We start from the raw sequence: 12,662 nt of genomic DNA, 5'->3' as shown, positions 1-12,662 counted from the left end.
ATCGAGCTTGCCCGTCCGCAAGCACAATCTAATACGATTCAATCGCTCCAGCAGCAGTATCAACAGGTTGCCCAGCAGTTGGATCAGACGGCTCAGCAGTCTATTTTGGAACAGCTTCGGGCAGAAAAAAAACCAGACGCCGCACGGCAAGAAACGCTGCGCGGATGGATAGCAGCCGCGAATCAACTTCAGGTGCTAGAGGTGAGCCGTGGGGCGATCGCTCAGGCAAAATCGCAGCTGGATCAACACATCAAACAGTGGGCAACCCTCGATCGCCAGAATGCCGACCTCCAACGCGACGTGCAATTTGCTAAAGAGGCGCTAAACCAATACCTGACGAGGCGGGATTCCTTGCAGTCGGCTCCTGCGCCGCAGTCTTGGCGCATGATTGCGCCGCCGGAAGTAATTCAGGTCGAAACGCGGCAGCCGATCGTCACGGATACACAGCGCGATGTTGGTTTGGGTCTGCTTCTCAGCTTCATCTTAGTGGTGTGGGCGTTGACAACACTGAGAGCCGCACAGAGTCAGTCGCCCTCTGTTCGCTTGCAGCAGGTGGAACCCTCGCCAGCCCTGCCCGAATCGCACGATCTTCTACCTGTGCTACCCGCGCCACGATCGCTGCCTGTCTGGATGGCACAGGCGCATCAGCCAGAGGTGGGCAGAGTTGTCATGTTTCTGCTAATGGTGGTGACTCGTGCCGAAGTGGAGGCGCAGCACTCTTCCCGCACGCTCCAGCCACGCGAAAAGGTACTCACCTACCGCTAAGCCAGACGTTACTGAAAGCGAGATGCCCAGCGCCGTACAAGGCTCCAAGCCAACTCCCGTCTAGTTGGCGATTGTTGAGCAAAAAAATTCAGCATGGATCGCGCGGCGATTTCGAGCCGATTTGGCTCAGAAGGGTAACGCTGGTCTGCGGCATTTGCTAATGCTTCCAGCGTTGCTTGGGTCGGCTCGATGCCGCACGCAGTCAGCAGTTCGCGCACCCGCTGTACCTGATCGGCGTCCAGGCGATCGAGGGTACTACCTTCCTGCCCTGCCTGCTTCACACCCTCGTCCATACGGTTGACTTTCCTTTTTTCAGTTTGCAATGCCGGGTGCTCCTTAGCTGTCTGAGTCGATCGCGCTGTCAAACACATAGCGTATTTCTCTAAAAAACGCGATAGTCCTAGCTACACGATCGGCTAAAGTTTTTCCGCCACGGGCGGACACCTTTCCGCTGTCCCGTTCTTAAGGGTACCCACTTCCGTGACTGGCACACACTACAATCGGGCGCTCAGCGCTTGCCAAACCGCGAGAAGAAGCTTCCCCCCGACTCTTGCTTTTTAGGTTTCATGTTGTCGAGCGATTCGGTGGCAGCGTTGGACAAGATTTGCTGAAGTTCATCAGTGGGCAAATCCGCCATGCCACTGTCGATCAGCGCTCGCTTTGGCTTGTTGGACCAGCCGCACTTACCGCACACTTGACGCCCCGAAGCCCGCAGCGGCGGTCCTAACCGATGGCTACAGTTGGGGCACTGCTGCGCCTCCGTGGCAATCGGCGGCTCCTGTAAGGGCGGTTCAATGCTTACAGTGTCCTCAACTGGGTGAGATCGTTCAGCCTGCAACCGACTGACCTGCTCCTCTAGCGCCTGCATTCTGGGTAGAAGCGCCTCTACTGCCTGCAAGCGGGCGGCAAGCGATCGTGGATCGTCGTTGAGGTTAGAGGTTGGCGTGGAGGGCGGAGTCAAGCCCAATCCCTGCCGGAGCGCATCGACAATTACTTGGTTGGGATATTCTTCCTGCTGCGTTGCCCGCTGGCGAATGGCGGTCAGCACATCGAGTGGCAGGTTGAGCGTGACGGAGACGGTTTGAGCAGGGCGCTTCGCATTGTTGGCAGGATTTGTCATGGCGATCGCAGCAGTGAGTCCACCTCTTCAACCGTACCACTTCGCTAGCCGTGCGGTGCCGTAGGCGGCTTCGGTTTGCGGCGATCGCGCGACGCTGGCTCCTAGCCGACGGGCACGAATCGCCGTCCATGCGGGATTGTCTGCCCCACCGCCTGCCGTATAGACCTGCGCTAGCGGCGTGGCTCCCAAGTCTTGCAGCAGTTGGTAGCCTTCGGCTTCGATCCGCGCCATGCTTTCTAGTAGCCCATGTAGAAATTCAACTGGATTCTCTGGGCGCGGCTGCAATCGTGGGGCAAGCTGTGGATCGCTGATGGGAAAACGCTCTCCAGGCTGAGCCAGCGGATAGTAATCGAGCGGACTAGGGTGATCGACGGGAACGTGAGCGCTGATCTGCTGCAATTCGGCTGGGGTGAAGAACTGTTGCAGCACGGCTCCACCTGTATTGGAGGCTCCACCGACCAGCCACTGCTCACCGAGGCGATGACTGTAAATGCCATATTCCGCGCGATCGACGGGAGTTCGGCTGAGCAACTTCAGCACGAGCGTTGATCCTAATGAGGTGACGGCTTCTCCCGGAGTCGTCGCTCCGCTCGCTAGAAACGCGGCGATGCTGTCTGTAGTGCCCGCACACACGCGGCAGTCTGTGGGCAGTCCAAACCGCTGAGCGATCGCGGACTGCACTGGAGCAATCGGCGTTCCCGGTGCCAGAACCGTTGGCAGTCGGGAAAAAATCGGCATCTCTCTTAGCCAACCTGGGTAGCAGAGATGCCGAACGTCGTAGCCAAGTTTGAGGCAGTTGTGATAGTCGCTAATGCCCAACTGCCCGTGCAGCAAGAAGCTGAGCCAATCTGCCTGGTGCAGTAAGTAGCGCGCTCGATCGAATCCCACCTGCCGACTCCACCACAGCAGCTTCACAAGACTGGAAGTGGCGCTAAGAACGATCGCCCGTTCAGGGGTATCAGCATCCTGAAGCTGCTGCCGCAGAGCTTCCAGTTCCACTGCGCCTCGTGCATCGTTGTAGAGCAGGGGTGGGGAGATCGGCTCTCCGCGCTCGTCGCACAGCAGCACCGTAGACGAGGTGCCATTGATGGCGATCGATCGCACATCGGCTCGACACGCCGCGGGAATCTGCTCGATCAGTGTGAATAGCGTTTCGTGCCACATCGCAGCTTGATCGGGCGCTTCAGTAAAACGACAACTTGTTTGAGCACGGATCTGTTCGGTGTCGTCAATCGCGATCGCGCGGGCACCCGACGTACCAAAGTCAATTCCTAGATAGCTGGACATGATTGGACGAATGCTGATGGCGAATCGCGATTAGGTTTAGCACTAAAGTATGAAGTCTGCTTAACGATTTCGTGCAATCTTCTTTTGACTTCACTACATTCAGTATTCAAAGTCTTGGTTAAAAGCGCCAGAATTGCTATGTCGTACAGCTTTGAAATTCTTGGAGTTTCCCCTGTTTTACAGTTTTTTAGCCATCAACAGGAAATTTTGTATCACAAATCGCAGACAGGCGTCGAGTATTTGGGGTCCTACAAATGCACGCTAGATGCGCTGATTGAATCGGTTGAAACGGTTTCGCCCGAGCGCGACTGGAACCTCGATCAGGCACTGAAAACGGTGATTGACTACTGGATGCACAACGTCGATCGCATCGACTACTGGAAACGGCGACTGAATGATGCTGGAGCCGAAAATTTAATCATCTCTCGATTGGCAGATTTCAAAGCGCTGCAAGCAGAACTTGACCTACTGTTTGATCGGTGACGCTGGCGGCAATAGGCGCTCGAACGGCGTCAGATCTTGCGGTAGATTAACATCTTGGCTGACCTTCAGCAGACCTTCTGTGAACAGTCGCTGCTGAGTCAGCAACTGCACCTCACGATCGAGCTGCCGCTGTCCCTCCTCGAAAAAGTCGCGGGAGCTGGGACGGACTAAATCCCGCGAAAACTGCTGAATTTGGGTTGGAGTCAGGCGATCGATGGCGGGACCTGCATTGCTAGCAGAACTTCCCAGAAGCAGGAAACCAAGGGCGATCGTGGCCGTGTAGAGGAGGCGCTGCATGGCACAAACTACAAAAACACAGTAGGCTTCCACCCTAGCGCGAGTCCGTTGCGGCTGACCTCCTACTGGTGGGTGCTTCTACCACCGCGCTTCCTGCCTCCCGCAGCGATCGCACAGTGGCGATCGTCCAGTCGGCGGCTTGGTCAATCTCTGCGTCCGTGTTGAATCGTCCGATGCCGAACCGGAGTGAGGCGTAGGCGAGGTCAGGCGATCGTCCCATTGCTGTCAGGACGTGGGAGGGCGTGCGCTTTGCCGAAGTGCACGCAGAACCAGACGAGACCGCGATCGCAGGCTGTAATCCCAACAGCAGCGCCGAACCGTCTACCCCCGCCACGCTAATGTTCAGGTTTCCCGGTAGGCGCTGCGTCGGATGTCCGTTTAGCAGCACTCCATCAAGCTGCCTGAGCGATTGCCAGAGACGATCGCTCAGTGCCAGTACTCGCTGGCTCTCCGCTGGCATGTCGGCAATCGCGAGTTCGACCGCTTTCGCCAATCCCACAATTTGCGGCGTATATAGTGTCCCCGACCGCAAGCCGCGCTCGTGTCCGCCACCGTGGAGCTGCGGGGCAAGCTGCACTCTGGGACTGCGCCGCCGCACGTAAAGGGCACCAATGCCTTTAGGACCGTACAGTTTGTGCGCCGTCAGCGACATCAGATCAATCTGCATCGCAGTCACGTTGAGGGAAATTTTCCCGATCGCCTGCGCGGCGTCCGTGTGGAACAGGACGTGACGATCGTGGCAGAGAGCGCCAATTTCAGCCAGCGGTTGCACCACGCCGATTTCGTTGTTTGCCGCCATCACCGATACCAGAACGGTATCTGGACGAATTGCCTGCTCTAAAACTGCCAAATCGATTAATCCGTCCGGCTGCACGGGCAAAGTTGTCACCTCGAAGCCCAACGATTGCAAATACCGGCAGGGATCAAGCACAGCGTTGTGCTCGGTTGCCACGGTGATTAGGTGTCGTCCCTTGCTGAAATACGCTTCTGCTACACCCTTGATTGCAAGGTTGTTCGCTTCGGTTGCTCCACTGGTGAAAATAATTTCCTCTGGCGCTGCCTGAATTGCGGCGGCTAGAGTCTCTCGTCCTTGCTGCACCGCTGCTTCTGCCTCCCATCCGTAAACATGGCTGCTGGTAGCGTTGCCAAATTGCTCCGTGAAGTAGGGCAGCATGGCAGCCAGAACGCGCGGATCAACGGGTGTTGTCGCGTGATTGTCGAGGTAAATGGGACGTTGGGACATGCGAAAGAAGAGAGAATTGACGGCTGTGGCTTGCGTTTCTACTATTAGAGTAAGATTAAATAGTGTAAAGAAACGTTACGCTTACTCATCAACACCGCTTTAGCGCAGGCAGCACCGCTCATGTCCATTCTTTCTGATTTCGTTGGTCGATCGTCCCTTCAGCGTCTGGGTCTCGCGGTTGCGGCAGTGGGTACCGTGCTGCTGGTTTGGTTGAGTCCTTTAGGACCCACGGCAACGTCCGCCTATGCCTACAACAATCCAGAATTGCTGCCTGAAATTAAGACAAGCGTGGTCGATTTGGCGAATGCGCTGACCGCCGCACAAGAAGAAATACTGGCAAAAGATTTAGAGATGTTTGAGCAGGAAACGGGCTGGCGGCTGCGAGTGCTGACGCAGTTCGATCGCACCCCCGGTAGCGCTGTGAAAAACTATTGGGGCTTGAACGAGCACAGCCTGCTGCTGGTGGCTGACCCACGCGGCGGCAATTTATTGAATTTCAGCGTTGGCGACGATTTTTATCCGCTGATGCCGCGCACGTTCTGGATCGAGCTACAAACGCGCTTCGGCAACCAGTTCTTCGTCCGCGAGAACGGCGAAGACCAATCGATTCTGCAAGCGCTGGAATCGGTGAAAACCTGTTTGCGGCGCGGTGGCTGTCAGGTAGTTCCCGGTCTGCCACAAGAACAGTGGATTCTGACGCTGGTAACGTCGATCGTCGGCGGTGTTGTCTGCGGCTTTGCGGCACACCCCCGGAAAGAAGGACAAGTCGTGGCGTGGCAGTGGGCACTGATTTTCTCGCCGCTGTGGGGCATCCTGTTCATTGCGTTTGGCATTGCCCCGGTCATCACGCGCACGGGGGAGTGGCTGCCGCTGTTTCGCAACGTTGCAGGCTTTCTAATTGGCGCGTTAGTGGCGTTCCTAACGCCGACGTTCAATCGATCAGCCACCCCTGAAACCTAACGGCAGCATTAATGCAGATTCCGAATCAACTGCGATCAAAACATAGCCATCGCGTATTCTGTTGCTAGGGCGTTTGGCGATTAGACGTTTTGCGATGGGGTAGCGATGGAGTGGCATGTAACAGATGCTCAAAGCTTGGCGATTATCGATCGAGAGATCGGAGATCATATTTTTTCGCCAGCCGAGTATGAGATTGTGCGGCGCGTAATCTACGCAACGGCGGACTTTGAGTACAAGTCCTTGATTCGGTTTTCAGACGTGGCGCTGCAATCTGGAGCAGCGGCATTGGCAGCCCGGACGACGATCGTCGTCGATGTTCCCATGGTGCAGGTTGGCATCACCGCGACCATTCAGAACACGTTTGCCAATCCCATCTATTGCAGCATGGATGCGCTGACTCGTCCGCAGAAGGAAAAAACCCGCGCGGCGTGGGGCATTGAAACGCTGGCGCGTCGTTACCCTGAAGGAATTTTTGTCATTGGTCAAGCCCAAACGGCACTGATGGCGCTAGTCGACTTGATTGAAGCCGAAGAGATTAAACCCGCCTTGGTGATTGGCACACCCTCAGGATTTGTCGATGTGGAAGCGGCAAAGCAGCGACTCGCTGACTCGCTCGTGCCTCATATTCGGATTGAGGGACGCAAGGGCAGCGCCGTGGTTGCTGCCGCTATTTTGAACGGACTAGTCGAACTGGCATGGCAGGCGTACGGTCAAGAACGCAACGGCATAATGTAGCAGGCTAAGTCTTGCGGCTTCGTCGCGGAGAGGCGCTGCGCGAGGAACGTCGCTTAGGGCGATCGTCCCGGTTGCGAACCGCGTCTCGATCGCGCAATCGCTCGGTGGGTGCTGCTCGGCGGGGACGATTTGCCTGTCGGCGATCGTTCAACTGGCGACTCACTTCCACAAACGCCTCGCGCTGTAGATACGGGTAGTCGCTCACCCAAATATTGTGATCCGGGATATAGATGTCGGACGTGCGGTGAATGCGTCCCAAGTCGCTACGACTGGACAGCACCAGCATCTCAGCCTGATCGCCCGGCGCGATCGCCTGATGTTCTCGCTTCAAGGGCACTTGGATTCGGGTGGAAAACCCTGTTTCATCCCCAACCTCAATGTTGATGCAACGCTCCCGATTTTCCACAACCACCAAATCGCCCCGGTTGTTCACGGTTTCTTCTTTGCCAATTAGCTCGTCGGTGACGTAGGTATCCAGCACTTCTCCTTGCCAGAAGCCGCTGTAGGCGTATTTGCGGTAGTCCGCATTGCGGATGCTTGCCAACAAAACGGGTCCCCACAACCAGTAGAAGCCCGCAAAGATGCCCAGCAGGAAGCGGATGAGTCCGAAGCCCGCCTCGTCTGGCAGAAGGCTACCCAGCACCAGCAGCACGATAACAACGCCCACCACCGAGATCAGCAAGCGACGTAGAAAATCCGGCGGTTTGCCCCAGCAGTACCCGTACTGGGGACCCGTCCCAATCTGAGGAATCAGCGACTCAAAGGTTTTGCGCGTTAGGGGAATGAGCATGAGAGCGATCGCAGCGAATAGCAGTCAATGTGGGCTGATATGAGCCTAACACTTGTCTGAGGCAAGCTGAAATGGGCGACTTGCACGTGTTTGATGCTGATACATTCAATTTCATCTGTGTGAACAGTAAATTTACAGAGTTGGCGCAGCCAACGACAAAAACTTGAGTAGTCTATCGGATCGACTTCACCGCTCAACAAATCAAAATAGAGATACATCTGAGGAACGCACTCGGAACGGCTGAACAACTAGGGGGCAACTAAGTTTGTTTGGCTTTTCGGCTAGGAAGCGTCCTTACAGGTATACTGCCTGACCCTGGGGGCTTATTGGGGTCAGGCACTTTTTTTAGTATGCCCATCGCCTCACGACCCTAGATGCAGTAAACCTTTGCGATCGCAGCGTATGATCGACCCGGAGACTAGAGAACGGGCAAGCCGTCCATGGTCAACGGGCAACTGATGCGCGAGCGATGCAATTGTGGGCGACTTTTGGCTAAAAACCAGTGGCACCTGGATTAATGCTCTCACCGTGCTGGTGGGTACTGGAGTAGGACTGCGGCTGCGCGGAAGTTTATCGCTGTCAATGCAGCAGGTCATGACGCAGGGATTGGGGTTAATCACGCTGGTGATCGGGTTCGGGATGGCGAACAGCTTTAATCAGGTCAAAGCGGGCGCGATCGCAGGCGTAATTTTGGGACTGCTGGCAATGGTGACGGGTGGGCTGCTGGGGGAGTGGTGGGCGCTAGAGAAACAGCTAGAGGCACTGGGCGACTGGCTAAAGCGACGAGTCCGCAGCGGTGGCAGCTTCACGGAGGGCTTTGTCGCGGCAAGCCTGCTGTTCTGTGTGGGACCCATGGCGCTGATTGGCAGCCTCAACAATGGCTTGAGCGGCGACAGTACGCTGCTGCTGATTAAAGCGACGATGGACGCGATCGCCTCGATCGCCTTGAGCAACAGCTTCGGCATTGGCGTTGGGTTTTCCTGCTTTCCACTGATTGTGTATCAGGGCGGACTGTCGCTGACAGCAGCCGTGTTAGCACAGCAACTCCCTGATCCGGCTACAAACCCTGCGGTGCAGCTTACATCAGGCGTTGGTGGCTTAATGATTATCGGTATTGGGCTAAATCTGCTGGAAGTCACCAAGGTTCGCGTGGCGTCGTTTCTGCCTGCGCTGCTGGTCGCTCCAATGCTTTACGCGCTGACGCAGTGGATTGCTTCCCGATAAATTAGCGCTGAAATCTGTTCAGTAGCTTGACATGTCATATTCATAACGAGTACGTTCTAAGAAACCAATACACCACAGCAGATTCACTAAGGAGCCATCGCGATGCTGTCTCATAGAGAAGGACAACGAGTCCCCAATGTTACCTTTCGCATCCGTCAAAATAACGAGTGGGTTGAAGTGACAACAGACGCCTTATTTGCCGGAAAAACCGTGGTCGTCTTTTCGCTACCTGGAGCGTTTACGCCCACGTGCTCATCGACGCACCTGCCTGGATACAACGACCTGGCGCATGTGTTTAAGCAGAACGGCGTCGATGACATCATTTGCATCTCTGTAAACGATACGTTCGTGATGAACGAGTGGGGCAAATACCAGGAGGCAGAGAATATTCGGCTGATTCCCGATGGTAACGGTGAGTTTACTGAAGGCATGGGAATGCTCGTAGACAAGTCGGACTTGGGATTTGGCAAGCGATCGTGGCGCTACTCGATGCTGGTCAAAGACGGCGTCGTTGAAAAGATGTTTATCGAACCCGACGAACCGGGCGACCCGTTCAAGGTTTCGGATGCAGAAACCATGCTGCGCTACATCAATCCCGAAGCCGTCAAGCCGCTGCAAGTCTTTCTATTTGCCAAGGAAGGCTGTCAGTACTGTGCTCGTGCTAAAGAGCTGTTAAACAAGAACGGACTATCCTACGACGAAGTATACGTCGGTAAAGGCGTCTCGACGCGGGCACTTCAGGCAGCAACCGGGGCAACAACCGTACCGCAAGTGTTTATCAATGGGCACCTGATCGGCGGCTCCGAGGCGTTAGCTGGCTATCTGGCTGAAGCACTGTGACCTAACAGCCCGGATTGCAGTCGTCGCAGCGCCCGACTAAACATGTGGGTAAACGAGAGTTCTCCTGCTAGCAGTTGGGTTGCGAGGCGAGTGCCTCTGGGATGGTTGACGCCGTACTTGTAGCACAGGGACGGATAGCGGTAGAACAACTGCGCTAGTCGTAGAGCAGCGTCAAAGTTGGCAGCAAATTCCGCGTGAATGCGATCGCTGTACCTCTGTGTTGTGCCTTCTGCCACACAGGTTGCGGCGATCGCGCCGCTTTTGACGGCGTGCAGAATGCCGTCTCCAAATAAGGGGTTGATCAATCTAGCCGCATCGCCTGCGAGTAGAACTCGTCCATCTGGCGAGTGCAGTTGCTCTTTGCCGCTCCATACGGGTAGCGGATGCGCATGAAACCGAATCGTGTCAGGATTGTACTTCAGGTGCAGGGCATTGAGATAGCCAAAAATTGCTTGCTGAAGTTCACCACGGGCGGCACGATCGCGGCGGGCATCGCCGTACTGGGGACGAAAGACGCCTGCCCCAATGTTTAAGTGGTCGGCTTTGGGAAACACCCAGGCATAGCCGTATTTCACGGCTCCATACTCTAGATGAGCGATTTCGGGTCGCAAGTCGGAATGTCCTGATCCCCACGTGTGAGGATGCTCAACTTCCATTCCTAGCGCGATCGTGGGGGGTCTGCGACGCTTCAGCACGTGTGCGGTGACGCTGTTCGCTCCGTCGGCTCCAATGACATAGCGGGCGGTTGCCGTCAATTCCCGTTCTTTTGTCGAGGCACGCACTCGGACGCGATCGCCCTCTAACTCCACCGAGCGAACTGCAACGCCATCCAGTAACTTGGCTCCTGCGTGTGCGGCTCGCTGCGCTAGAGCGTTGTCAAAAACTGACCGCTGCATCATCCAGATCGACAATTTGCGATCGGTCTCTGAAACATTAATCGGAGCTAGATGCGGCTCAGCAAAGTTCCACGTGTGGCGCATCAATAGCACGTCGGACTCGACGATCGCGTCGGGCACTAAATCCCGCACCAGGTTTTGCATCACCATTGGAGTGCCACCGCCACAGGTTTTGTGCCGAGGTAAGGTGTGCTTTTCTAGCAGGGCAACATGGAGTCCTGCCTGCGCGGCTGTTGCGGCGGCCACTGCTCCGGCGGGTCCTGCTCCGCACACAATTAAGTCGTAATTTGCCACTGGTTCGCTCCTGATCCCCTTGCTCAGGATAGCGGTTCTACCGAAAGCAAGAAAGTCATCAGGCTCTCCCTCGAGAAGGATTAAGTCGTCACGTCTTTCTGATTAAAGTGCAAGTTGACGTGATTAGGTTAATAAAGTCTTTATGGATAACATTCAAGACCAAGTTAAATCTGCTAAGGACGCACTGCCCAACGTTACTCCGACGCCTCCAGGGTTTAAGCATCAGTCCTCTGCGCACGACTTGAAGGCTCGGCTAGAGTGGGGTGAACCAGCGTTAACCATTCTAGACGTGCGCGATCGTGAGACCTTTAACAAGGGGCACATCATGGGAGCAATGCCCGCCTCGAAGGACAGCATTCTATATACCGCCGGGTCGATCGACAAAGAGCGCGACATTTACCTCTACGGCAACTCGGATTCCGATACGGCTGAGGTAGCCTCACAACTGCGCCAAGCGGGCTATACGAATGTTGCAGAGCTGCAGGGCGGTATAGAAGCGTGGAAGACGATCGAGGGTCCGATGGAAGGAACTGAGCAAATCGTAGAGCCAGGTCCTGACGCCTACAACGTTGTGTCCCGCATTGCTCACCACATGGAAACGCAAAAACTGAACAACTTCCAGAAGCCGTAACCTGAAGCCATTACGGTAAAACTTGTGGGTCACGGAGAATTTGTTGCTTAGCAAATTCTCTGTGGCCCGCTAGCGTTCCTGATCACTCTAAGAAGCAGCTCGCTACTCTTCCACAATTGGGTAAATCTGTAAACTCTCTAGACATAAGACTTACAAATCTGAAATAGATTGTTACATTTACAGTATTAACTGCGAGAGGGCGCTGACTGTGAACCATTTTTTAGGCATCATTCCCACTCCGCCTCCGTTACGGCGTCGCTCCTTGGTCTACGACGTAAAAACACGATTGGACTGGGGCAACCCCGCATTGACCATTGTCGATGTTCGCGATCGGGATGAGTTCAATCACAGTCGCATTACGGGTGCAATTTCGATGCCAATGGATGAATTGGTTGACCGCGCGATCGCCAGCCTGCCGCGTACGCGGGATGTATATCTCTATGGCGAAACCGATGAAGAAACTGCCGTGGCGGCTGAGCGGTTGCGGGCAGTGGGTTATCGAAACGTTTCCGAGATTCGGGGCGGCATGGCGGCGTGGAAAGCAGTTGGATTTCAAGTAGAGTCAGCGACGATCTGGTGTAGGAGTCATGTGCGGACGATTTAGCTTGCACGTTGAGGCAGCAGCGCTAGCAGAGGTGTTTCAACTGCCGGAGGAACCTAGCTGGACTCCTCGATACAATATTGCGCCCTCACAAGCGGTGGCGACCATTGCACAGACGGCGTCGTCAGCGCACCAGTTTCGCCTGTTGCGCTGGGGCTTAATACCCAGTTGGGCAAAGGATGAGGCGATCGGTAACAAGTTGATCAATGCGCGGGCAGAAACCGTTGCCGAGAAGCCCTCGTTTCGCGCTGCCTTCAAGCAGCGTCGCTGCTTAATTCTGGCGGATGGCTTTTATGAGTGGCAGCGATTAAATACCAAGAAAAAGCAGCCACACTATTTCCAGAGATCGGACGCGCAGCCCTTTGCATTTGCAGGACTTTGGGAGCACTGGCAGCACGGTGAAGCGGTGATTGACTCCTGCACAATTATCACCACCCAAGCAAACGAACTGCTGGAGCCAATTCACGATCGCATGCCTGTGATGCTGGCGGCAGAT

At 55.4% G+C, this 12,662-nt stretch carries 15 protein-coding genes and 1 pseudogene; 9 read left to right on the top strand and 7 right to left on the bottom strand.

Annotated elements, in window-relative coordinates:
• Positions 1-765: pseudogene (locus H6F43_RS20145) on the top strand (hypothetical protein); the annotation flags it as partial.
• A gap of 8 nt (positions 766-773) precedes the next feature.
• Here H6F43_RS20145 and H6F43_RS20140 read toward each other — a convergent pair.
• From H6F43_RS20140 to H6F43_RS20130, 3 genes are all read right to left on the bottom strand, one after another.
• Entirely contained in the window at positions 774-1,088 is a 315-nt protein-coding gene (locus tag H6F43_RS20140) for a hypothetical protein (RefSeq protein WP_190344812.1), read from the bottom strand.
• Between the two features lie 185 nt (positions 1,089-1,273).
• A complete protein-coding gene (locus H6F43_RS20135; RefSeq protein WP_190344810.1) occupies positions 1,274-1,885 on the bottom strand; it encodes a hypothetical protein in 612 nt (203 codons plus the stop codon).
• Between the two features lie 27 nt (positions 1,886-1,912).
• On the bottom strand, positions 1,913-3,172 hold the full coding sequence (locus H6F43_RS20130) for an FGGY-family carbohydrate kinase (RefSeq protein WP_190344808.1): 1,260 nt from the start codon (positions 3,170-3,172) through the stop codon (positions 1,913-1,915).
• A gap of 138 nt (positions 3,173-3,310) precedes the next feature.
• Between H6F43_RS20130 and H6F43_RS20125 the strand changes: the two genes are divergently transcribed.
• Positions 3,311-3,655: a hypothetical protein gene (locus tag H6F43_RS20125; protein ID WP_190344806.1), complete on the top strand. Its 345-nt coding sequence runs from the start codon at positions 3,311-3,313 to the stop codon at positions 3,653-3,655.
• Here the strand turns inward: H6F43_RS20125 and H6F43_RS20120 are convergent.
• Positions 3,638-3,952, bottom strand: coding sequence for a hypothetical protein (locus H6F43_RS20120; protein WP_190344804.1), 315 nt, complete (start codon positions 3,950-3,952; stop codon positions 3,638-3,640). The two genes, H6F43_RS20125 and H6F43_RS20120, sit on opposite strands and share 18 nt — an antisense overlap.
• Before the next feature lie 34 nt (positions 3,953-3,986).
• Positions 3,987-5,195: an aminotransferase class V-fold PLP-dependent enzyme gene (locus H6F43_RS20115; protein WP_190344802.1), complete on the bottom strand. Its 1,209-nt coding sequence runs from the start codon at positions 5,193-5,195 to the stop codon at positions 3,987-3,989.
• Between the two features lie 120 nt (positions 5,196-5,315).
• On the opposite strand from H6F43_RS20115, the gene H6F43_RS20110 reads away from it, so the two are divergent.
• Entirely contained in the window at positions 5,316-6,155 is an 840-nt protein-coding gene (locus H6F43_RS20110; protein ID WP_190344800.1) for a TPM domain-containing protein, read from the top strand.
• A 105-nt stretch (positions 6,156-6,260) separates the two neighbouring features.
• Positions 6,261-6,890: a precorrin-8X methylmutase gene (locus H6F43_RS20105; protein WP_190344798.1), complete on the top strand. Its 630-nt coding sequence runs from the start codon at positions 6,261-6,263 to the stop codon at positions 6,888-6,890.
• Positions 6,891-6,894: 4 nt separating this feature from the next.
• On the opposite strand, the gene H6F43_RS20100 is transcribed toward H6F43_RS20105, so the two are convergent.
• Positions 6,895-7,680 carry a phosphate ABC transporter permease gene (locus H6F43_RS20100; RefSeq protein WP_190344796.1) on the bottom strand — a complete coding sequence of 262 codons (786 nt, stop codon included), beginning with the start codon at positions 7,678-7,680 and terminating at the stop codon, positions 6,895-6,897.
• A 474-nt stretch (positions 7,681-8,154) separates the two neighbouring features.
• Here H6F43_RS20100 and H6F43_RS20095 point away from each other — a divergent pair, with 474 nt between their 5' ends.
• Both H6F43_RS20095 and H6F43_RS20090 read left to right on the top strand, forming a co-directional pair.
• Entirely contained in the window at positions 8,155-8,904 is a 750-nt protein-coding gene (locus H6F43_RS20095) for a DUF554 family protein (protein ID WP_190344814.1), read from the top strand.
• Positions 8,905-9,006: 102 nt separating this feature from the next.
• Positions 9,007-9,744, top strand: coding sequence for a glutathione peroxidase (locus H6F43_RS20090; RefSeq protein WP_190344794.1), 738 nt, complete (start codon positions 9,007-9,009; stop codon positions 9,742-9,744).
• Here H6F43_RS20090 and H6F43_RS20085 read toward each other — a convergent pair.
• The gene (locus H6F43_RS20085) at positions 9,723-10,934 is read right to left on the bottom strand and encodes a geranylgeranyl reductase family protein (protein WP_190344792.1); all 1,212 of its coding nucleotides are present in this window, start codon (positions 10,932-10,934) and stop codon (positions 9,723-9,725) included. The two genes, H6F43_RS20090 and H6F43_RS20085, sit on opposite strands and share 22 nt — an antisense overlap.
• Positions 10,935-11,076: 142 nt before the next feature.
• Between H6F43_RS20085 and H6F43_RS20080 the strand changes: the two genes are divergently transcribed.
• The 3 genes from H6F43_RS20080 to H6F43_RS20070 all read left to right on the top strand — a co-directional run.
• A complete protein-coding gene (locus H6F43_RS20080; protein WP_190344790.1) occupies positions 11,077-11,565 on the top strand; it encodes a rhodanese-like domain-containing protein in 489 nt (162 codons plus the stop codon).
• Between the two features lie 208 nt (positions 11,566-11,773).
• Entirely contained in the window at positions 11,774-12,169 is a 396-nt protein-coding gene (locus tag H6F43_RS20075; RefSeq protein WP_190344788.1) for a rhodanese-like domain-containing protein, read from the top strand.
• Positions 12,153-12,662: SOS response-associated peptidase (locus tag H6F43_RS20070; protein ID WP_190344786.1), on the top strand; the 510-nt coding region annotated here is incomplete at its 3' end. The genes H6F43_RS20075 and H6F43_RS20070, both read left to right, overlap by 17 nt.

The sequence above is a fragment of the Leptolyngbya sp. FACHB-36 genome (genome assembly GCF_014695955.1).
Taxonomy (GTDB): Bacteria; Cyanobacteriota; Cyanobacteriia; order Leptolyngbyales; family Leptolyngbyaceae; genus FACHB-36.
The sequence above is the reverse complement of the archived record's forward strand: the minus strand, read 5'-3'. Positions and strand labels throughout refer to the sequence as shown.

Excerpts from the sequence above, each read along its gene's own strand:
- H6F43_RS20135 (WP_190344810.1), bottom strand. The coding sequence starts at position 1,885 with ATGACAAATCCTGCCAACAATGCGAAGCGCCCTGCTCAAACCGTCTCC.
- H6F43_RS20130 (WP_190344808.1), bottom strand. The coding sequence starts at position 3,172 with ATGTCCAGCTATCTAGGAATTGACTTTGGTACGTCGGGTGCCCGCGCG.
- H6F43_RS20125 (WP_190344806.1), top strand. The coding sequence starts at position 3,311 with ATGTCGTACAGCTTTGAAATTCTTGGAGTTTCCCCTGTTTTACAGTTT.
- H6F43_RS20120 (WP_190344804.1), bottom strand. The coding sequence starts at position 3,952 with ATGCAGCGCCTCCTCTACACGGCCACGATCGCCCTTGGTTTCCTGCTT.
- H6F43_RS20115 (WP_190344802.1), bottom strand. The coding sequence starts at position 5,195 with ATGTCCCAACGTCCCATTTACCTCGACAATCACGCGACAACACCCGTT.
- H6F43_RS20110 (WP_190344800.1), top strand. The coding sequence starts at position 5,316 with ATGTCCATTCTTTCTGATTTCGTTGGTCGATCGTCCCTTCAGCGTCTG.
- H6F43_RS20105 (WP_190344798.1), top strand. The coding sequence starts at position 6,261 with ATGGAGTGGCATGTAACAGATGCTCAAAGCTTGGCGATTATCGATCGA.
- H6F43_RS20100 (WP_190344796.1), bottom strand. The coding sequence starts at position 7,680 with ATGCTCATTCCCCTAACGCGCAAAACCTTTGAGTCGCTGATTCCTCAG.
- H6F43_RS20090 (WP_190344794.1), top strand. The coding sequence starts at position 9,007 with ATGCTGTCTCATAGAGAAGGACAACGAGTCCCCAATGTTACCTTTCGC.
- H6F43_RS20080 (WP_190344790.1), top strand. The coding sequence starts at position 11,077 with ATGGATAACATTCAAGACCAAGTTAAATCTGCTAAGGACGCACTGCCC.